At 50.9% G+C, this 19,653-nt stretch carries 18 protein-coding genes and 1 pseudogene; 4 read left to right on the top strand and 15 right to left on the bottom strand.

Features of this window, described 5'->3' with window-relative positions; all coding sequences use genetic code 11:
• Window positions 1–803: 803 nt before the first annotated feature.
• Entirely contained in the window at window positions 804–1,397 is a 594-nt protein-coding gene (locus tag EJL91_RS22400; protein WP_125144179.1) for a nitroreductase family protein, read from the bottom strand.
• Between the two features lie 306 nt (window positions 1,398–1,703).
• Here EJL91_RS22400 and EJL91_RS22395 point away from each other — a divergent pair, with 306 nt between their 5' ends.
• Together EJL91_RS22395 and EJL91_RS22390 are read left to right on the top strand one after the other, a co-directional pair.
• Entirely contained in the window at window positions 1,704–2,075 is a 372-nt protein-coding gene (locus tag EJL91_RS22395; protein ID WP_125144178.1) for a BlaI/MecI/CopY family transcriptional regulator, read from the top strand.
• Window positions 2,072–3,775: a M56 family metallopeptidase gene (locus tag EJL91_RS22390; RefSeq protein ID WP_125144177.1), complete on the top strand. Its 1,704-nt coding sequence runs from the start codon at window positions 2,072–2,074 to the stop codon at window positions 3,773–3,775. The genes EJL91_RS22395 and EJL91_RS22390 overlap by 4 nt, the downstream gene beginning before the upstream one ends.
• Before the next feature lie 30 nt (window positions 3,776–3,805).
• On the opposite strand, the gene EJL91_RS25060 is transcribed toward EJL91_RS22390, so the two are convergent.
• The 9 genes and pseudogenes from EJL91_RS25060 to EJL91_RS22355 form a co-directional block, all read right to left on the bottom strand.
• Window positions 3,806–4,321, bottom strand: a complete 516-nt coding sequence (locus EJL91_RS25060; RefSeq protein WP_243125533.1) for an acyl-CoA reductase — start codon at window positions 4,319–4,321, stop codon at window positions 3,806–3,808.
• 66 nt (window positions 4,322–4,387) lie between these two features.
• Window positions 4,388–5,188, bottom strand: a pseudogene (locus EJL91_RS25055) (acyl-CoA reductase); the annotation flags it as partial.
• Window positions 5,189–5,268: 80 nt separating this feature from the next.
• The gene (locus EJL91_RS22380) at window positions 5,269–6,222 is read right to left on the bottom strand and encodes an alpha/beta hydrolase (protein ID WP_125144176.1); all 954 of its coding nucleotides are present in this window, start codon (window positions 6,220–6,222) and stop codon (window positions 5,269–5,271) included.
• 109 nt (window positions 6,223–6,331) lie between these two features.
• Window positions 6,332–7,465, bottom strand: a complete 1,134-nt coding sequence (locus EJL91_RS22375) for a LuxE/PaaK family acyltransferase (RefSeq protein ID WP_125144175.1) — start codon at window positions 7,463–7,465, stop codon at window positions 6,332–6,334.
• A 226-nt stretch (window positions 7,466–7,691) separates the two neighbouring features.
• Complete coding sequence (locus EJL91_RS24725) at window positions 7,692–7,835, bottom strand: hypothetical protein (protein WP_164516924.1); 144 nt, start codon at window positions 7,833–7,835, stop codon at window positions 7,692–7,694.
• A gap of 287 nt (window positions 7,836–8,122) precedes the next feature.
• A complete protein-coding gene (locus EJL91_RS22370; protein WP_125144174.1) occupies window positions 8,123–9,532 on the bottom strand; it encodes a DUF6034 family protein in 1,410 nt (469 codons plus the stop codon).
• A 158-nt stretch (window positions 9,533–9,690) separates the two neighbouring features.
• Window positions 9,691–11,103 (bottom strand): sensor histidine kinase, encoded by a 1,413-nt coding sequence (locus tag EJL91_RS22365; RefSeq protein WP_125144173.1) that lies wholly within the window; start codon window positions 11,101–11,103, stop codon window positions 9,691–9,693.
• A 7-nt stretch (window positions 11,104–11,110) separates the two neighbouring features.
• On the bottom strand, window positions 11,111–11,776 hold the full coding sequence (locus tag EJL91_RS22360) for a response regulator transcription factor (protein ID WP_125144172.1): 666 nt from the start codon (window positions 11,774–11,776) through the stop codon (window positions 11,111–11,113).
• A 46-nt stretch (window positions 11,777–11,822) separates the two neighbouring features.
• On the bottom strand, window positions 11,823–14,027 hold the full coding sequence (locus tag EJL91_RS22355) for a DNA topoisomerase III (protein ID WP_125144171.1): 2,205 nt from the start codon (window positions 14,025–14,027) through the stop codon (window positions 11,823–11,825).
• Between the two features lie 302 nt (window positions 14,028–14,329).
• Here EJL91_RS22355 and EJL91_RS22350 point away from each other — a divergent pair, with 302 nt between their 5' ends.
• A complete protein-coding gene (locus tag EJL91_RS22350; RefSeq protein WP_125144170.1) occupies window positions 14,330–14,965 on the top strand; it encodes a class I SAM-dependent methyltransferase in 636 nt (211 codons plus the stop codon).
• Window positions 14,966–14,967: 2 nt separating this feature from the next.
• Here EJL91_RS22350 and EJL91_RS22345 read toward each other — a convergent pair whose 3' ends face one another.
• Entirely contained in the window at window positions 14,968–16,194 is a 1,227-nt protein-coding gene (locus EJL91_RS22345) for a dicarboxylate/amino acid:cation symporter (RefSeq protein ID WP_125144169.1), read from the bottom strand.
• A 411-nt stretch (window positions 16,195–16,605) separates the two neighbouring features.
• On the opposite strand from EJL91_RS22345, the gene EJL91_RS22340 reads away from it, so the two are divergent.
• Entirely contained in the window at window positions 16,606–16,809 is a 204-nt protein-coding gene (locus tag EJL91_RS22340) for a cold-shock protein (protein ID WP_003498636.1), read from the top strand.
• A gap of 118 nt (window positions 16,810–16,927) precedes the next feature.
• On the opposite strand, the gene EJL91_RS22335 is transcribed toward EJL91_RS22340, so the two are convergent.
• The 4 genes from EJL91_RS22335 to EJL91_RS22320 form a co-directional block, all read right to left on the bottom strand.
• Window positions 16,928–18,109, bottom strand: a complete 1,182-nt coding sequence (locus EJL91_RS22335; protein ID WP_125144168.1) for an iron-containing alcohol dehydrogenase — start codon at window positions 18,107–18,109, stop codon at window positions 16,928–16,930.
• An 84-nt stretch (window positions 18,110–18,193) separates the two neighbouring features.
• Window positions 18,194–18,739: a PTS glucitol/sorbitol transporter subunit IIB gene (locus EJL91_RS22330; RefSeq protein ID WP_125144167.1), complete on the bottom strand. Its 546-nt coding sequence runs from the start codon at window positions 18,737–18,739 to the stop codon at window positions 18,194–18,196.
• Entirely contained in the window at window positions 18,732–19,277 is a 546-nt protein-coding gene (gene srlA, locus EJL91_RS22325) for a PTS glucitol/sorbitol transporter subunit IIC (protein WP_243125530.1), read from the bottom strand. The genes EJL91_RS22330 and srlA overlap by 8 nt, the downstream gene beginning before the upstream one ends.
• Complete coding sequence (locus tag EJL91_RS22320) at window positions 19,270–19,635, bottom strand: transcriptional regulator GutM (protein ID WP_125144166.1); 366 nt, start codon at window positions 19,633–19,635, stop codon at window positions 19,270–19,272. The genes srlA and EJL91_RS22320 overlap by 8 nt, the downstream gene beginning before the upstream one ends.
• Window positions 19,636–19,653: the final 18 nt, after the last annotated feature.

Genomic DNA, 19,653 nt, shown 5'->3' with positions numbered 1-19,653 from the left:
GTCTTCAGTCCCGGGGGAGGTTTTTGCAGGCGGTGAATACGGAAGAAAGAAATCTGCTGCGGGGACCGCTTCCGCTTATGGAATGCGCAGCGGATGCTAAGGCGCCATAATACAGCACCCAAGCACCGGCGGATTCCAACATCCCCTCCGCAGATTTTTTCTTCCTCCTTCCCCACGGGCAGATTATGGACCGGGACTGAAGACGCGTAGTTTTTTCGCCATCCCTCCCAGCGGCCTGCTGCCGCTGGATTGTCTGCATTTTTCAAAGGGGATGGGGGTTGCTGCCACTATGTAATACTGATGCGCAGGCTGATACATGGTGCTGATATTGTTCAGTTTTTTTTTGTTCTGGGAGAATTAATAGTTGAAAAGATACCGGTTTCCGTTCTTTCTGATTATTACTCTATCATCACATTAAGAATGTAAAAGCTGTCACAGAACCCCAAAAAATCATCTTTATGCAGTGACTGCGGCCATACTTTCCCCCTTGAAGAAAGGGGACAGATTAGCCTCCGCAGTCCGCTCGGAATGGCGAAAAACCTTCGCGTCTTCGGTCCCGGTCGGAACCTTCCCGGTGGGGGTGGAGGAAGAAAAAATCTCCGAAGGGGACGTTGAAGTCCGCCGCTTCTTAGCGAGGTTTCTTACGAGCTTAGAAGCGCTGCGCACTTCATCAGCGGGAGCGGTCCCCGCAGGAGATTTCTTTCTTCCGTAACCTCCACCCACAACATCATACAGCCCGGGACCGAAGACTCATAACCTCCCTCTCACCATTCCTCCCGCCCACCCCGGCGGCGTCTCCTGTCTCAATCAACTCTCCACTCGGTTACTTCCTCTATTCCTTTCCTCGGCCTCGCGGCAGGCTGCTCATCCGCATAACCCAGCGCCAGGGCCGCAAACAATTCTCCTTCGGTTCCCAGAAAGCGGTTCAGCTCTTCGTAGGCAAAACAGGTGTCACAAATCCACAGGCTGCCCAGCCCCTGCTCTTCCGCTGCCAGGCACATGTTCTCGATGGCCGCTCCGATGGACTGGGCGTTACACATCTCGTATATGCGCTCCTCCGGGGTCAGTACGGAGTGGATAGAGAGGCCGAGCGTGTTGATAATGAAAATAACGATGGGCGCCTGCTCCATGATCCGGAGTGTGTTTTTTGCGCCGCCGATATACTGGGTGCAGCCGGGAAGGAGCGGAGTTTCTTTTTCTCTATGAAGTCCTCTCTCCATGGCGGTAAGCGCCTCTCTTTTTGCCGTGCCCGACGTCACGATAAATTTCCAGGGCTGCCTGTTTTTGGAAGAAGGGGCAAGTATCCCCGCCTCTATAATCTCTTCTATCATCTTCCTTGGCACATTCTGGTTTTTGTATCTGCGTATGCTGCGTCTGTTGTTTATGGCTGTTATCATCGATTCTTCCATTCCTTTCAGATGTATCTCTTTATCGAGTCTCTTTATAATAACTCTTTGTTCTATTTCTCTTTCGCTATCCTGTTAGCTGCCGTGCGAAAAGAAAACAGCAAGTCTCTGCCCGGCCCGCTGGCCGTTTCATTATACCGTTTGAAATCTTAAAAGGCAAGGAGCGGAAAGACAGCAACGTGAATCCTTTTATATTTTAAAATAAGACAGATGTAGTATTGACATTTCCATAAGACTATAGTAGTATATGAATACAAGATACTACTACAGTCTTATAAATGGAACGAGGTGAATTGAATGGATATTAAACTGGTGGACAGCGAAATTAAAGTTATGGATGTTCTCTGGAAAGAGGGGGACACAATGGCAAAGCACGTTGCCGACGTGATGAATGAGAGGTATGGCTGGAATGTCAATACCACCTATACCCTGCTGAAGCGCTGTATCAAAAAGGGAGCCGTGGAACGGATCGAGCCAAACTTTGTATGCCGTGCGCTTATTCCGCAGGAACTGGTGCAGGAACAGGAAACCGAAGAGCTGCTGCACAAGGTGTTCGATGGCTCCGTTGATAAATTGTTTGCCTCTCTGCTGGGGAGGAAAAATCTGTCTGCGGAGCAGGTTAGAAAGCTGAGACAGATGGTAGAGGAGTTAGGGGGTGGCGAATCATGAGTCTGCTGCAAATGAGTTTTTCTGCTGCCGTTATGATTTTGATTATTACGGTTATCCGGGCGCTTTTCATCAACCGCCTTCCCAAGGCGACGTTTATTGCCCTGTGGGGGATTGCGCTGATACGGCTGCTGGTTCCATTCTCGCTGCCTTCGCCGCTGAGCGTCTATTCCCTTGCCAACCGGTCGGAAGCCATACACATTCCCGTTGTTCCGGCATCAGGCATGCCCGGCACTCCGGCGGCAGGCATTCCGCCGCTTATACCAACAGCCTCAGCCATGCCGGTTTCCGCCTTTGCCGCCGGAATTACACTGTGGGGATGGATCTGGATCGCCGGCACGGCTTTATGTGCTCTCTATTTTACAATTGCCTACATCAGATGCCGCCGCGGTTTTATGACTTCCCTCCCGGCAGAGAATGATTTTGCCGTGGAATGGCTGGCCTCCCATCGTTGTAACCGGCCGCTCTCAATCCGCCGGTCAGGCAGCATTACGGCCCCTCTTACCTATGGATTATTCCGACCCGTTATCTTGATGCCGGTACAAACGGATTGGGCCGACACAAAAAAATTACGGTATATTCTTACCCATGAATATGTGCATATCCGGCGCTTTGACGGGGGAACAAAACTTCTGCTGGCCGCCGCCCTGTGCATTCACTGGTTCAATCCCCTGGTCTGGGTGATGTATATTTTAGCAAACCGGGATCTCGAACTGTCCTGTGATGAAAAAGTAGTCCGGATGTTCGGAGAAACCGTAAAATCCGCCTATGCGCTCACGCTGATCGACATGGAGGAACAAAGAATCGGACTGACTCCGCTATGCAGCCATTTTAGTAAAAATGCGATCGAAGAAAGAATCGAGGCCATTATGAAAATCAAGAAATTTTCAATGTTTACCATAATCATTGCTTTTGCTGTTGTAGCTACTGTTGGAAGTACATTTGCCACTTCCGCCGCCGCTGCGGAGAATAAACCATATGATCCCGTTCTCACAAAAGAGCATATTGTTTTGTCTCCCGATTACACCTATGCCTACAAATTCCTGCCCGCCCCCGACATCTACGCAAAGTATTCTTCCTATGGAATTTCCATCTCGGACGACGGAACAGCGCTGCTTTACAATGGACAGAAGGTAAAGCTTTTCATGGACCCGTATTCCGATACCGAGGCCTTCTACTATGATGAGGATGGCGCCGCCTATCTGTCGGCCTCACGCGATTCATCCGGTAAGATTACCGGCGTAAATACGATATCGAAGAAGGACGCAGAAACGTACCGTGACGCATTTTTCGACTATGACGCAACGAATGGCAACGTTATAAACGGAATCAAAGACAGTGTAAAGAATGAAGCCGGGACAAACGGGACGAAATATGACGAATACCTGCCCTATGGCATTACCCTGGATGCAGAAAAAGACAGTATCTATTTTAACGGCCAGCGTGTAAGAATGCTTGTAGATGAGAGAAAAAAAGACGGTTTCTTTTATACGTTCTGGGCCGATGAAGCCGGGACGGTTGATTTATCCGTCGTGCGGGACTCCTCCGACCGGATTACCCGGATAGAGGCTCTTTCAAAAGAAAAGGAGCAGGAGTATCTCGAATCTGCCCGCAGGCAGGAACAGGATGAACCGGAGGATCTGGAGGACAGAGTAACAGAACGGGCAGAAAAACGAATTCATGATTTATATCCGGATTTATAATACCGGTAATAGGCATGCCGCAGAGTTCCATCACTCTGCGGTTTTGTCTTTTGCGGTTTTGTCTTTTGCGGTTTTGTCTTTTTCACTTGCATCCGGTCCGGTTTCTGTTGTTTTGTATTTATATTCTGCAATTCTCGTATACTCCCTGAGCGCGAAGGTTCCGTCATGGGAGCCTGTAATTTCAAATTCACTCATATTGTCCAGACCACACAGATTGGTCAGGCCGCACTGTTCGAACAGCCGGCCCAGTTCCCGGCTCTCCGGATACATTCCCACCGTTTGAAGATGGCGTTTGGACGAATAGAGGGCGGTAATAATCTGTTCTCTCGGAAGGGGTTTGACAAGGACGTTGCCGAACTGGCCGGAGACCTCCAGCTTATTATCATCTATGCAGATAACGCTGCCGCTTCCGGCCCTGTACACACGGCATGACGGCGCCTTCCCTGATGCGCTGTTTGCCTGCGCCTTCCCTGCCGCCCGGCTTACCTGCGTCTTCTCTGATGCCCGGCATCCTGTCCCGCTCACCCGTTCCAGTCTTCTGGTCATCAGCTCCACCGTGACTTTCCCCTGAACAAAAAGTGAGCTTCCTTCTGTCCCCTCCTCCCGTTTCATTATCTCTGCAAAATATCTTCCAAACCGCTTTACTTCCTCAAAATCATCCGTATTTAGATAAATCACCTGACAGGAACTGCAGAGCAGCTGTTTTGTGCCGAAAATGTGGCGTGCCAGCGCACCTAATTTCTCCTCCGGTGGGTCAAGGTCATCAAGATAGGCGAAACTGAGGCGGTGCCCCCATTCTATCAGCTTTACATTAGCGGGTGCGCTTCTTCTCACCGCCAGGATAGTCTCGTCGGAGCCCCAGACGGCAATGCCTCCGGCCAGCCGCATCATCATTTTCATCGTCTTTTCATCCCCGGAGGGCGTGTCCACCACGTAAATATACTCTTTCAGGACCGGTTCATATTCCGTCAGTTATTTCAGTATAAAAAGCGACAGTCCGTCATCCCCGGCCGGAAGTTTCAAAATATTGATATTACCGGCCAAAAGGCCCTCCAATACGCTGTATGCAGGCAGACCCTCCGCATTTCCCGCCGCGATATGGAGGAGCACGCCAATCGGAAGGCGGCGAAAACGTTTTCCTTCCGCACTGTTGTCCGGGAGCCCGGACAGTTCCAGTTGAAACTTCTTTCTCAGAGAGTCCGCGCAGAACAATTCCGCCATTGAAGCAGACAGGCCGTCGTGAACGTTCAAAAATTCCTTCCCCGGTTGACTGCCGCCCGGCTGCAGATACCGTGCAAACTCCCGGTCGAATTTCCCCGCCATGGCATCCTGCGCCATCCTTCCGGCCGCGTTTATCACTCTCTCCGGGTCAAGCTTCTCCCCGGAGAGGGTTCTTTTAATCCGTTTGTCCATCAGCCTGATTGCCATTCTGTAATTCACGGAATCAGATATTTTTCCGTTCATAAAAATCATATGGTACCCTCTCGTTATTGTTATTCTTTTCTCAGAAACCAGCTTACAGCCAGATCCATAGCCGCCCTGCATGCATTAGTCTGATCCAATGCGTTCAGCATCACAAAATCGTGGATTGTCGCCCTGACGCGCACCGACGTCACATCGACCCCGGCCTGCAAAAGCTTTGAGGCATAGGCCTCCCCGTCGTCGCGCAGCACATCCGCCTCCCCGTTAATAATCAGGGCCGGTGGAAGTCCCGAAAGCTCTTCGAGTCCGGCTCTCAGCGGAGATGCCGTAATCTGGGACCGGTCGGCTTCGCACCGGGTATACTGGTTCCAGAACCAGATCATGCCCTCCCGGTACAGATAATAGTCCGTTGCAAATTCGCAGTAAGTGCAGGTGTCAAAACAGGCATTGGTAACCGGATAAAAAAGAAGCTGCCTTGCAATCCCGGGACCGCAGCGGAACTTAGTCATCAGCGTCATGGCGATCGCTATGTTGCCTCCGACGCTGTCTCCCGCAACGCTTAAGCGATCCAGGTTAAACGGTCCTCCCGTCTCCCGGGTAAACGCGGGAAGGGCGCACAGCAGACTGTAACACTGCTCAATGGCTGTGGGATACTTTGCCTCCGGCGACAGGCTGTACTCCGGGAAAACAACGACGGAACCCGTACGCGCCGCCAGCTCCCTGACCAGCTTCTCATGGGTGTGGAAATTTCCGAATACCCAGCCCGCGCCGTGGATATAAAGGATCGTATCGGCATCCGGGGAACAGTTTTCCGGCCTCACAATGTAAACGCGGATCATTCCCCATCTTCCCGTATTAAAATTCATCATGCCGACGGAGGCCGGGTACATGTAAACGGGGGCATTCTGCGCCTCATCCAGCTTTATCCTGCCCTGCCACGGCGGCAGCTGAAAAATCAGGGGCGGTTTTGAGTTGTCAATGCAGACCTGCAGGGCCGCCTTTTCCAGCGGAATTCTCTTTATCATATCAATATCCTTTGGTGGCTTTACTTCTATTTTATACAGAGCCGACCGGAAATGCCGCTTGTACCGGCTTTTTTTCTTTCTTTCCCATATGGCTGTGTCGGCTGCACCGTCACTCCGCCTGCCGCCAGTACTCCGCAGCTCCGGCGGCACACGTTTTAACGCCTTTTACCCCGGTCCGCCCAAGGAGCTTAAGATAAGGGGACTCTATGCCGCAGCCGCAGTCTTTTCCCTCATACAATACACCGATATCGTCGGTCATCACACTCATCAGGGGCAGATCCGAACCGATGGGAGTCATCAGATTTACCAGGCCCGCCCGGCCTTTCGGCAGGACTTTCAAGGTTTTCACGTCCCGGATCAGTACGTCTGCATACGCCGGTATATGGAAATGGTGGTTCCTGCAGCTGCAGTAAAGAACAGGATGTTCCGCTGCGCCGAAAAATTCATGGACATGGTCCTCACCGACGCCGAGCACCTCCCGGATCAGGGAATACAGCTCCCCCTTTGAAATTTCATCCCCGGCAAACTGTTTCCAGCCCCCGCCCAGCATCACCCTGGAACCGGCAGGAAGTTTACAGCTTATTCGCTCCTCCTTCATCTTTCTAAGCAGGAAATACGTATAGGACGGAAAGCCCACAATCCTGATCGGATTCCTTCCTGAAGAAAAAGATACCAGCTTATCAAGAATCCCCTCCAGATTCAGCCTGTACCCTCCTCCGGAGCCGTTTCTCCCTCTTCTGTATTCCAAAGCATACGCCCGGTCAAGGCCCGGAGCATACCAGGTTGAAAGATAGGCTGTTTTGGAGATAACCGCTTTATTCTCCCTCACCGGCTGATATCCCAGCATGATATAATGGACCGGTCTCAGAGAAAAAAGGCGGTGCACCCGCCCCAGGTTTGCCGCCATTGCTGCCAGAAGGCACAGTTCCCCTGCCGTGTACCGGATCCGGCTGACGGAGCCTCCCGTACCGGAGGAAGTCACTAAAATGGCCGGCCCCCGCCTGATTCCCGCGTGATTCCTTTTAAAATACAGTGTCGGAATGACGGGGAGCTTCCTCAGATCTCCCGCACTTTTCAGGCTCCGCAGGCTAAAACCGGCATCGTCGCAGATAGCGCGGTATTCCGGGGAGCGCTTGATAAAATATAACGTCTTCCGTTTCATTGCACGAAAAAAACGTATTCTGTTTCTTTCCGCACCGTAGGGCCGCCGCGTTGCAAACAGCCTCATTAAATCTATATCCATATTGTCTCCGTTTTTCTTCTTAACACTTGTATGTCCGCAGACCAGGCAGACGCCATGATCCCCTTTTCCCAGCCATTATATCATTGCTGCAGACAGGCTGGCAATATCAATTGGAGCTGCCGCTGCGCACCACAAAAAAATGAGTTGTCCACCGCCCGAATATCCCGGCAGCGGGCAACTCATTTTTTAATGGTTTCCCTGCATTTATTCATTTTTCTGACTACTCCTAATCAGTCCATGCTTTTTTGTACTTGACTTTTCTGTAAAACTTCCAGATAATCAGCGCCGGCAGGCTTATTGTTAAAACAGCAGTGGAAAGCCCTCCAATCACCGCGTAAACAATAATAAGTAAAATCGCAACCAGATTCATCTATTATCCCTCCTTCTCTACCTACCTCCATTCTATTCATGTTTTGAAAAAAGGGAAGAGATTTGGGCGTTCCTTTGCGGCGTTTTAATGATCCTTTCACTGTCTTTAAATAAAATAAAGAAATTCGAAAGATAGGTTAGCGCAGAGTTAATGAAAGGTGAAACATATACGGTATTTCTTAACGCGATCGTTTCAGGCGGAATTTAACCGGGGCAGCCGGGCGGCTTTTCCGCCTCCTGAACATCAGGTGCTTTCCGCCGCCCCGGCATGTTTCTCATTCCTTCACCTTACTCCCACAAAATCCGTCCGTCATCCGCCCGGATTGAGAGAATAATCCCATCCTGTTGTGTCATCTCCCCGCCGACGCTCTCTATCAGCTCCGCCTCTGCTGCCGTTTCCTGCCCGCGTGAGACACTTCCGTAAAAATTCCATACAGGAATCAGTTCCTGCTCCGTCGCCTTTTTCCTGTTTTCACGTCCAATGAAGGCATATTCCATCTTTACTTTGCTGACATTCACCATGGTCACAGGCTCTGTCCATCCGGCAGGCGCCTTTTCATCTTTCTGGTAGGACTGCAGCCCGCTCTCGCTGTTCCTGCCATAGGAATCCTTGCAGTACTGCTCGAATAACTCATGGATTGCTTCAAAGGGAAGCAGAAAGGTTCCGTCATTAGCACTGACTTCCAGCTCCTCTTTATCAATCAGTTTGAGGTGAGTCAAGGTTCCGTCTTCACTGTATACCACATCGATATAGGGTCCTTCCAGGCTTGAATTGGCAGGCAGGTTGAGACTTGGGCAGGTTACTCCGACACCGTCAATGGAAGGGGTGAACGTGATCCGGTATTTAAAATCCGATACGCGCTCTCCGTCTATTGTATAAAACGCCTCCCTCCATCTTGTGTCGTAAATCTTATATCCCTTTATACCGAATTGTTTGAGCAGCTCTTCCGCCTTTTTTTCAAGCTCTCTGGCTTTTCCCGCCCGTGAAACGGCGGCCGCATCGTCATTCTCATAGACAGCCGACGGCTTTTCCGTATGGCGGCCGTCATTATATATTTCGGTCAGCCAGATCAGGGAAATGGGCGGGCGAAAATCTTCTGTTCCCGTACGGTAGGTGAGCTGGTAAACCGATCCCGATTCATTCTCTCCCCAGGTATTTATACTTTCGCCATATACGTCACCGTTTTTCAGAGGCATTTCATCCGAACCGGCAGCAGCCGCATCACCGCCAGCAGCCGCACTGTTCTCTATGCTGATTGAAGTCTCTTCCTCACCTTCGTAAAAATACAGGGTGTTGACCTTCTCTTCTTCCCAGGTAACTCCCAGCGCTTCCGCCAGAGTCTTTTTTACCTGCTCATACTCTTCTTTTGTATAATTTACGGATTTAGCACTTTTGATCACGGCCTGTTTGAGTTCCGGGACCGTGACCGGGGCATTAGCCGAGAGTATCATTCCTTTTTCTTTTACTTCCGTCTTATAATGTTCCGGCGCCTGCACCTGTTCCGGCACACTGAGTTCATGGTTTCCGGCCGTCTCGTCTTCCGCGCTTCCGCTCCCGCCGCCTGCGCTCTGGTCCACAGCGGAAGACTCTGTTTTTTCTCCGATTACCTGCTTATCCCCTCCCGTGCCGCAGCCGGCAGTAAGAGCTGCAATAGCAGCCGTTAGCAGGATCAGACAGGACATGTTTTTCCTTTTCACTTTTTCTTCTCTCCTTATCACTTGTAACGGTAAATCATCACCTGTAAACAGTGAATTAAGCATCCGTCGGACGCCTCATTACCGTTTGATATAGAGATTCTACCTTTTTATGCAGGCAAAGTCCTCATCAAAATGTAAACGTTTTGTAAATGCGGTCCTCAGCTCTGCGGCTTCCCGCCAGGCTGTAAATTGCAGTGGAGGATGACCTGCGTTCCGCATTCTTGCTCCGGAAATCCGTCCGCCTTGTGCCGGCTCTTAATTTCCATTCTCACGCCGTGCAGTGAGGCAATCTTTTCACAGAGGGCCAGCCCCAGCCCGGAGCCGCCCTCATTCCGGCTTCTGGACTTATCCGCCATGTAGAACGCTTCCGTCACATGGGACAGATCCCGGGCCGGAATCCCGCAGCCCTCATCCGTGATGACAATTCGGTCTTCTCCGGCTTCAATTCTGATTTTCCCTCCCGGTTTCGATGCCTTCACCGCATTGTGGATCAGATTAAAGAGAAGGGACAAAAACAGCTCCCTGTCCGCCTGAATCATCGGCTCCGTTTCCTGCGCCTTTTTCCCTGTTATAAGCGGTTTCTCTATTATAACCTTTTTGGCGCTCCATAGCGGTTCCGTCTCCTTTACAGCGGCGTCAATCAGCTCCCATACCTGCAGCGGTTCAAAGCGCACTTCCTCATTTTCATACCGGCCGAGGAGGCTCAGCATCTTGGAGGAAAGGCGTTCCAGGCGCAGGCCCGCGTCATGGATTTGCTCCAGGGAGCGTTTCTTTTGCTCCTCGGACAGTTTGACGTGCAGCAGGCTGTCTGAATACCCTATCACCGCCGTCATCGGAGTTTTAATCTCATGGGCCAGCGCCCCTAAAAGCAGCTCCAAATCTTCTACCTGCTTTTCCACCTTTTCCGTCATCTGGTTGAATGCCCCGGCAAACTCTCCGATTTCATCCCGGCTGTTCACCGGCACCCGCTCACCAAGGCTGCCGTTGCCAATCTTGACGGCGGCTCTCGTCAGCTCCTCCAGCGGTTTCAGCGCTTTATGGGTCATGAAAAGAGCCGCAGCGGCGGTCAATACCCAGACTCCTGCGCATAACAGCGCCAGAAATATTCCCCTGCGTTCTATCTCCTGATAATAGGGGGTGATATTCTGTGCCATCAGCACATCATAGCCCGGAAACTGGCTGATCTCACGCTTCATCAGGAGCACCGCCTTTTTTCCCAGGCGCTGGATTTTGTACGGACCATCCAGGGCTCCCGGATCCAGAATCTCAAAATCGGTCAGATTTACAATACACTCCTCCCCCTTCAAAAGGGCATACCCGTCCTTATAACATTTCCTGAACTGGTATTTCAGATAGGCCTCGGCGGCAATGTCTCCCATGGCCTCAAAATCCTCTCTGGTCCCTATCTCAGAAAATGCATAGGAAATGGAGTCCATCTGCCTGTCGTAGTTATCCACGGCCACGGAAATACTCTGGGAGCGCATCTGCCAGAACGCCAGAATACTGACGGCCAGAAAGGCCGCCGCCAGACTGGCGGAGAGAATCACAATCAGTTTTTTCGTTAGTTTCATATGGCAGTTACACCTCCAGGCGGTATCCCAGCTTCGGTATAGTCTGTATTCTCGATGCGGCTTTAAGCTTCTTTCTCAAACTGGCGACATGGACGTCCACGGTCCTTGTCTCTCCCCCATAGTCGCCGCCCCATATCTTATCAAGCAGCTGGTTTCTTGTAAAGGCAACATTCCGGTTGCGGCAGAGAAACAGGAACAGATCGTATTCCATCGGCTTTAACTGGATTTCCTCACCGTCCTCATAAACCTTGTGTCCCGCCAGATCGATCCGGCAGCCGTCAAGTTCTACCGTGCTTTTCAGTTTTCTCCTCCGCTTCAGGACGTTCTCCACCCTGGCGAATAATTCCATCATTTCAAACGGTTTGACGATATAGTCCTCCGCACCCAGCCGGAGTCCCTTGACCTTCGACGCCACGTCGGCTTTTGCCGTCAGGAAAATACAGGGAATCTCCTTTCCGTTCAGCCCTTCAATCAGATCAAAACCGTCCGGTCCGGGCAGCATCACATCCACCAGCGCCAGATCGTATTCTCCCCTGTCTTCCCGGATTTTCCGCTCCGCCTCCGTGCCGTCACAGGCTGTCTCCGTCTCATACCCGACCGCCTCCAGGTTCATGCAGAGCAGTTCCCTGATTGCGGCCTCGTCTTCTATAATGAGGATCTTATTTTTCTCCATGTCTCCCCCTGTATCCGCCGTAATTTTATCTTCCCGCGGCTTTTCATCAGTCATCCAGCTTAAGTCCTTTAAAAGCCTCCGCAAACGCATTGTTGAGCGGCGCCTCCGCCTCTTTTTTCTGCTGGTTCAGGTATTTTGCCACGTCTTTTTTTGATACTCCGGCCCCCTCTTTTTTCCTGCGTTCCTGGAAGGCGGACAGTTTCTCTTTATATCCGCAGCGGCAGACAAAAATCTGCCCTTCCCCTTTTCCGCGCAGTTCCAGTTTCTTATGGCAGACCGGGCATCTGGCATTGGATGTCCTGGAAACGGTCTCCCTGTGGCCGCACTCACGGTCCTGGCAGACTAACATTTCACTGTTTTTTCCTTTTACAGAAAGCATCCTTTTACCGCAGACCGGGCATTTTGTATTCGTCAGGTTGTCGTGGCGGAAGTTCCCCTCACCGGCCTTAATCTGTGCAATCAGCTCCACCGAATACTCCCTGATATCTCTCATAAATGCATCGCGCTTTAAACCGCCCTTCGCCATCTTTGAAAGCTTCATCTCCCATTCGGCCGTCAGTTCCGGTTTCTTTAAATCCTCCGGAACCAGATTCAGAAGCTGCCTGGCCTTGGAGGTGAGATAAATATCTTTTCCCCGTTTTTCCAGAAGAAAGCTTGAAAAGAGTTTTTCGATAATATCGGCCCGTGTCGCAACCGTCCCGAGTCCGCCCGTCTCGCCTAATGTCTTCACCATCTCACGGTCCTTTGATTCCATGTAGGCCGCCGGATTTTCCATTGCCGAGAGCAGGGTGGCCTCATTGAACGGGGCCGGAGCTTTCGTCTTTCCTTCCGTCAGCTGGAACGTAAGGCCGCTCAGCACATCACCCTTCCCGATATCCGGCAGTTTCTGAGATTTGATCTCCTGCCCGTCCTCATCCGGTTCTTCTTCCTGATTCCCGTTCTCATAGACCTCATGCCAGCCCGGTATCTTCACAATCTCACCTCTGGCCGTGAACCGCTCCCCGCCTGCCTTTACTGTAAGAGAAGTCTGTTCATATTCAAACGGAGGATACAGAACAGCCAGGAAACGGCGGACTACCAGATCATAGATACGCCGTTCATCCACGGTCATATGATCCAGCTGTACGTACTGCTCGGTCGGGATGATGGCGTGATGATCCGATACCTTGCCGTTATCCACGAAAAACAGCTTCTCCGGCAGGGCGCGCCCCTGAAGGCGTCCGGCCAGCGTCTTATAAGGCCCCGTGCCGCAGGCCTTTAACCGTTCTTTCAGGGTCGGCACAATGTCTGCGCTCAGATATCTGGAATCCGTTCTCGGATACGTCAGGACCTTGTGGTTTTCATACAGCCGCTGCATGATGTTTAACGTCTCCTTGGCCGAATAATTAAACCGTTTGTTCGCATCCCGCTGGAGCTCCGTGAGATCGTAGAGAAGCGGCGCCCATGTCTTCTTCGGCGTGCGCTTTACCTCCTCCACTCTTCCCTTCTCCCCCTGCAGGGAGGAGAGAATCCCTTCCATCCTGTTTTTGTCGAAGGAGCGGGCGCTTCCCGATTTCTCATCCTGCCACGTCAGTGTCAGGGAAGGAGCCTGGCTTTTTGCGCGGATGCCGAAATAAGGCTGCGGGACAAATTTCTTTATCTCCTCCTCGCGCGCCGCAATCATGGCAAGAGTGGGAGTCTGTACACGGCCGCAGGATAACTGGGCGTTGTATTTGCAGGTCAGCGCCCTTGTCGCGTTGATTCCCACCATCCAGTCCGCCTCGGCGCGGCACATGGCGGCATCGTAGAGGTTGTCGTATTCCCTCCCGTCCTTCAGATGGGCAAATCCCTCCCGGATCGCCTTATCCGTAACCGATGAAATCCACAGTCTCCGGACGGGTTTCCTGCTGCCGGCCTTTTTAAGGATCAGACGGGCCACGAGTTCTCCCTCCCGCCCCGCATCCGTAGCTATGATGACGTCTCCCACATCATTCCTGTAAAGCTGCGTTTTCACCGCGTTATACTGTTTCGCCGTCTGCTTTATGACCTCCAGCTTGAAGGTGTCCGGCAGCATCGGCAGATCTTCCATCTTCCATTCCTTATACTTGGGACTGTAGTCCTCCGGATCGGCCAGCGTGACGAGATGGCCCAGTCCCCATGTTACGATATATTCCTGGCCTTCGATGGCCCCGTTAAGCGATTTTCCGCATTTCAGGACCCGGGCTATGTCGCGGGCCACCGACGGTTTCTCTGCTATTACTAATGATTTCATCTGTTAAATTCTCCTCTGCTTCCCGGTTCTTCACCGTCATTTCTTTCTCTGATAAATGGGGCGTACATCATAATGTTAGATATCCTCCTCTTCTCAAACGACACGGACGGTACATCATTTATTCTAACATGGGCGATTGCTTCTGACAACTGCGCCATATATTTCCTGATGCCGCCCCAGCCTTGTAATTCCCTCCGTCCTGTGCTATGATTTTTGTTAGCAGAAACTAACTCTTGAAAAATAACAGTATCCGGCGCGTATCCATGATCGTTTTGCCGGACCGTCCGGCAGGAGGCATACCGATGAAACATCACAATGATAAAAATTACTGGAAACATATGTCACGGTTCTACACCTTTTTCGCAAGGAGCCATTCCGCGCTCTACCGGAGTATCTGCGGCCGTATCGCTCCATACCTTAATCGGGATATGAACGTACTGGAGGTGGCCTGCGGCACGGGTCAGCTCTCCTTCCCGCTCTCCTGCCGCGTGCGTCTTTGGGAGGCCACCGACTTCTCGGAACAGATGATTGAGCGCGCAAAAAAGCAGGCGGGTTCTTCCCGCCTGCACTTTACCGTACAGGATGCAAATTCTCTGCCTTATGCGCCCCAGACATTCGACGCTGCCGTCATCTCCAACGCCCTCCATATCATGCCCCATCCGGAGCAGGTCCTGTCCGAGATACACCGCGTACTGAAGCCGGGAGGCCTGCTCTTTGCCCCCACCTTCATTCACGGCGGAAAAACACGTTCCCGTTTCAGGATGCATCTGGTAAACATGACAGGCTTCCAGTCTTATTATAAGTGGGATGAACAGGAATTCATAAAGTTCCTGTCAGGACACGGGTTTACCGTGACGGAGCACGCCGTGCTGGGCGGAGGCCCCGCGCCGGTCTGTTTTGCCGCAGCAAAGAAAGGGACACCTCATCCTTCCAATTGATTTCATCCCGCCCTGCGCGCTTCCTTCTTCTCTTCCAGTCTGGATACAATCAGGGCACAGGCTGCGTCGCCCGTAATATTGACGGTTGTCCTGCCCATATCAAAAATCCGGTCAATTCCGGCCACAAGGGCAATTCCCTCAATCGGAAGGTTAACGCTCTGAAGAACCATCGCCAGCATAATCATACCGGCTCCCGGAACTCCCGCGGTGCCGATTGACGCCAGCGTGGCGGTCAGGATAATCGTAAGCTGCTGTCCCAGCGTCAGATCCACCCGGAAACAGGCCGCGATAAAAATCGCGCATACCCCCTGATAAATAGCGGTTCCGTCCATGTTAATCGTAGCGCCTAACGGAAGCACAAAGCTGGCCACATCTCTCCTGCCCCCCATCTTCTCCACACACTCCAGATTCAGAGGCAGCGTCCCCACCGAGGAAGCGCTTGAAAAAGCCATAATCATTGCAGGCGCCATGCCGCTGAAAAAGCGGAGAGGACTCATTTTACCGAGCATACTCACCGTTGCGGAGTATACCACAACCATGTGAATGATATATCCGGCATAGGCCACCAAAAGGACCGCCAGCAGGTTTCCCAGTATGTTGGGGCCGTTCTCGGCCACCACAGGCGTGATCAGGCAGAATACGCCGATGGGGCTGAATTTGATGATCGTTTCCATAATCACCATCGAAACGGTATTGGCGCTCTCCACAAAATCGGCGAACGGTTTTCCCTTTTCCCCCACCGAGATAACGCCGAAACCAAAGAACAGGGCAATCACAATGACCTGAAGCATGTTTGCCTCCGACATGGGGCCTATGATATTGCTTGGGAAAATATTGACCAGGGTTTCAATGAAGCTGGGCGCCTCTTTCGCGGTATACTCAAGCTCCGTCACGGAAATCGCTTTAAAGCTTCCCTTGAACAGATTGGCAAGTACAAGGCCAATCACTACCGCAACCGCCGTCGTGCACATGTAATAGACGATCGTCTTGACTCCGATGCTGCCCACCTTGCGTATGTCTTTCATGGCGATCACGCCGGACATGATGGAGAAGAGGACAATCGGAACGACAATAAATTTGACAAGATTCAGGAACAGCGTACCAAAGGGCTTGATGTATTTTACCGCGATCTCGGGCGTCTTCATCAACCCGATTCCGGCTAAGATACCTAACAGAAGACCTGTGAAAATCCAGAAAGCCAGCGGTAACTTTTTCTTTTCATTTGCCATAAACACTTCCCCCTATTTTGTTTTCTTAAATCAACAGTTGCGTTTCCTCTATTGTACCTTAAAAAATACAATTGTGCAATTTTATCATTTATTTAACATAGTTGACTTTATCAGAATATTGTGATATCCCCCGGGCGTAATTATCCGCCTGAGGGGCCGCTTGAGCGGTATAATTCCCTTCCGCCGCAGGACTTTCCGGCCTATTTTCACAAAAACTGAAAAAAACTGAATAAAAAGTAATTTGAACCGCTTATAAATCTTGACAAACTCGATTTTGCGTGCTATATTGAATGAGTATTTTTCATAAAGCTTAGATTTCACATATTTGTTGTAAATCGGTTTGTTGATTTACAAGGATATGTGAATTTTGTTTTATAAAGAAATATAATATTTTAACAGGAGGTATCTTTCATGAATAAAGGTACAGTAAAATGGTTTAACTCTCAGAAGGGATATGGCTTCATCAGCGATGAGCAGGGCAACGATATTTTCGTTCACTTCTCCGGACTTGCAATGGACGGTTACAAAACATTAGAAGACGGCCAGTCCGTATCCTTCGAAGTTACTGAAGGCGCTCGTGGATTACAGGCAGTTAACGTTACAGTTAACAACTAATTTTTGCATGATGCAAAGACGATATAAGGCGCGCTCTGCGGACCTTATGGCGTTCACAATAAAAAGGGATGAAATCAGTTGAATGATTTTATCCCTTTTTATTGTCTTCCGACTATTTTCACTTATAAGATCTCTCCAGAATTCCTTCGATATCCTCCGCCGTCAGAGCCTCCGGATACCGGTCCATATCGGCAATGCCTGTATTATTGACGGTCATATCCGCGATCTTTTTGCAGTCTTCCTTCCTGATTCCGAATTCACTCATGGTCAGGCAATCCATTCCGGTTACGTGCAGCAGTCCGGTAAGCGCCGTGACAAAGCCTGCTCCCGGATGCTCCGGATCCGCTTTCACTCCCATGAATTCTCCCATCTCGTCAAACAGCTCCGGGAAATACCGGCAAACGCGTTTATAATATTCCTCTGCAATCAGAATCAGGCTGGCGCCGTGGGCTACATTGGGAAATAAACCGCCCATGGTCTGGCCCGTGATATGATGGGAGGTGCAGTTGATGAGGGACTGTGTATAACCGGCCAGAATATTAGCCGCATAGGACATATTGACGCGTCCTTCCAGGTTCGATCCGTCTTTTGCCACAATCGGGAGCCATTTTGCAACCGCCCTGATTCCGTCCTCGGAATAGATATCCACCAGCCTGTTTTCATGGTTATTGGTGATATAACATTCCGATAAATGGAACAGCGCATCAAAGCCCTGATACAGCGTCAGGCTTCTCGGCAGCGTTACCATCAGTTCCGGATCAATGACGGAAATCACCGGGAAAATTGCATCCACTGCAAAATCAAGTTTTTCATTCGTATCGGTTCTTGTGATGACACAGTAGGGATCGGTCTCTGTGCCGGTACCTGCCGTAGTCGAGATGGTTACAACCGGAGCCGCAACCTTAATCTCCTTCCTGCCTCCCGTTCCCGTGTAGGCATAATCCCACAGATCGCCCTCATTTGCCATCATAATTGCGGCTGCCTTCGCCGTATCCACGCTGCTGCCGCCGCCGAGGCCGATGAGGAAATCGCAGCCTTCCGCTTTTGCAAGAGCCGTCGCAGCCTCCACGCCGGCCTTGGTCGGGTTGGGCGTCACCTTATCAAAGACAACGGCCTCAGTATGGTTCTTTGCAAGAAGTTCAAGCACCCTCTGCTGAATCCCCAGTTTTTCCATCAGACCGTCTTCCGTCACGCAGATCAGCGCCTTTTTCCCCGGCAGTTCCACCTCTGCCAGTTCTTTTAACCTGCCTGCGCCAAAGATTACCCTCGTTGGGGTGTAATTATTTACTGTAAACATCATTCTCTCTCCTGTATCAGAGCCGCAGCTGCGGCCAAATCATTTTAGTTACAACTCACTGCCACAAATCACTGCCAGCTGAAGGCATCATCCGAACATTCCGACTGAAACGCTGACAAAATATGCGAGTAAAACGGAAATCGGTCCGGTAATCATACGGCTGAACAGAAATGCGGGAACCGCCATTTCCACCGTCTCATCTTTTGCCTCGGCAAGCGACAGGCCGACCGGAATAAAGTCCGAGCCAACGTGCGCGTTGATTGCAAACAGGGCCGGAAGCGCGTAGACCGGAGAAATTACCCCTGCCGCGATCTGCGTGCCGATCAAAATACTGGCAACCTGGCCAACCGCGGCGGCCGGCGCAAGAATCGGAGCCAGGAACGGCAGAACACAGACAAAGCTCATAACCATCATACTAGGAAGGTTTGACATAACCGGAGCAATCAGTCCGGCCAGCCAGTTTCCAACGCCCGTATAATTTACGATTCCGACAATCAGACTGATAAATACCATAAACGGGAGCACTGTCTCAAGAACCATTTTCACGGCATCTTTAGCAGAATCCATAATTTTCTCAACGACGCTTCCTACCGCTGCGCCTATATTCGCAATGATATCCAATAATTTATTCATGGACCTGGCCTCCCTTCTTATTCTTTCTTCCCTGCATCACAGCAAACATTTTTTCCGTAACAATACCCCTGATCAGGCACAGTACGATGCCGACGGCAATATACCAGATTGCCAGGATATTTTTGTCGAACCCGAGTTCCGTAATACCACTTGCAATTCCCATAAAGATGAACAGCTCGGCCGGACATACATGAGGAAACAGGCCGGTCAGCGGATGGAGAATCGTCATTTCGCAGTCATACAGAGCAATCTTGTATTTTTCCTCCACAAACCGGTTCATGGTATGGCACATGGGATCCGTTAAGAAAATCTGGGCCAGCAGCGGGTAAATGGTATATCTTGTAATCGCGTATTTCGTACATTTTCTAAGGAAATTTGTGATACGCTCCTCTCCGACCAGGCGGATTAAAAGGTTGATAAACGTTAAAAGGACCAGCAAGGTTGGAATAATTCCCGCAACCAGATCCAGAAAATAAGAGCCTCCGGCATTAAATATCCCGATGAAGCTTGCCGCCGCGGCAGCTAATTTTTCAATCATATGACCCCTCCATATACCGGACGGCCTGTACGACGCAGGCCATCCGTTTGTCTTTGCTATAGTAGTCTTTGACGGCGGAATAATGCTCCCCGTCATGGCCGGATAACTGCTTAAGCTTTGCAAAAACCGTTATACCGGATAAAATATACGCCTCGTTAAGAATCCCCGAGGAATTAAAGCCAAGCACAGCCGTTCTGTTCATGCCCCTGTATGTACTCTTGCCCACGGAAACAACTGCGTTGCGTTTTCTGATTTCCTGATAGTCCCTGGTGACCCGTTTATACTGCGCCAGACTTCCCCATGTCTGCAGAAAGAGGGCCGCCGCAAGGCAGATTCCAAACATCAGTGCTGAATTCATTTCCTTCTCCTATTATGC

Origin of the sequence: Clostridium transplantifaecale (genome assembly GCF_900626075.1) — a bacterium.
Taxonomy (GTDB): domain Bacteria; phylum Bacillota; class Clostridia; order Lachnospirales; family Lachnospiraceae; genus Otoolea; species Otoolea transplantifaecalis.
Note: the sequence above shows the minus strand (reverse complement) of the source record. Positions and strands in the feature narration are given on the sequence as shown.

Excerpts from the sequence above, each read along its gene's own strand:
- EJL91_RS22360 (WP_125144172.1), bottom strand. The coding sequence starts at position 11,776 with ATGGAGAAAAATAAGATCCTCATTATAGAAGACGAGGCCGCAATCAGG.
- EJL91_RS22330 (WP_125144167.1), bottom strand. The coding sequence starts at position 18,739 with ATGAATAAATTATTGGATATCATTGCGAATATAGGCGCAGCGGTAGGA.
- EJL91_RS22335 (WP_125144168.1), bottom strand. The coding sequence starts at position 18,109 with ATGATGTTTACAGTAAATAATTACACCCCAACGAGGGTAATCTTTGGC.
- EJL91_RS22320 (WP_125144166.1), bottom strand. The coding sequence starts at position 19,635 with ATGAATTCAGCACTGATGTTTGGAATCTGCCTTGCGGCGGCCCTCTTT.
- EJL91_RS22345 (WP_125144169.1), bottom strand. The coding sequence starts at position 16,194 with ATGGCAAATGAAAAGAAAAAGTTACCGCTGGCTTTCTGGATTTTCACA.
- EJL91_RS24725 (WP_164516924.1), bottom strand. The coding sequence starts at position 7,835 with ATGAATCTGGTTGCGATTTTACTTATTATTGTTTACGCGGTGATTGGA.
- EJL91_RS22395 (WP_125144178.1), top strand. The coding sequence starts at position 1,704 with ATGGATATTAAACTGGTGGACAGCGAAATTAAAGTTATGGATGTTCTC.
- srlA (WP_243125530.1), bottom strand. The coding sequence starts at position 19,277 with ATGATTGAAAAATTAGCTGCCGCGGCGGCAAGCTTCATCGGGATATTT.
- EJL91_RS22375 (WP_125144175.1), bottom strand. The coding sequence starts at position 7,465 with ATGGATATAGATTTAATGAGGCTGTTTGCAACGCGGCGGCCCTACGGT.
- EJL91_RS22400 (WP_125144179.1), bottom strand. The coding sequence starts at position 1,397 with ATGATAACAGCCATAAACAACAGACGCAGCATACGCAGATACAAAAAC.
- EJL91_RS22340 (WP_003498636.1), top strand. The coding sequence starts at position 16,606 with ATGAATAAAGGTACAGTAAAATGGTTTAACTCTCAGAAGGGATATGGC.
- EJL91_RS22350 (WP_125144170.1), top strand. The coding sequence starts at position 14,330 with ATGAAACATCACAATGATAAAAATTACTGGAAACATATGTCACGGTTC.
- EJL91_RS25060 (WP_243125533.1), bottom strand. The coding sequence starts at position 4,321 with ATGACCAGAAGACTGGAACGGGTGAGCGGGACAGGATGCCGGGCATCA.
- EJL91_RS22380 (WP_125144176.1), bottom strand. The coding sequence starts at position 6,222 with ATGATAAAGAGAATTCCGCTGGAAAAGGCGGCCCTGCAGGTCTGCATT.
- EJL91_RS22390 (WP_125144177.1), top strand. The coding sequence starts at position 2,072 with ATGAGTCTGCTGCAAATGAGTTTTTCTGCTGCCGTTATGATTTTGATT.
- EJL91_RS22355 (WP_125144171.1), bottom strand. The coding sequence starts at position 14,027 with ATGAAATCATTAGTAATAGCAGAGAAACCGTCGGTGGCCCGCGACATA.
- EJL91_RS22365 (WP_125144173.1), bottom strand. The coding sequence starts at position 11,103 with ATGAAACTAACGAAAAAACTGATTGTGATTCTCTCCGCCAGTCTGGCG.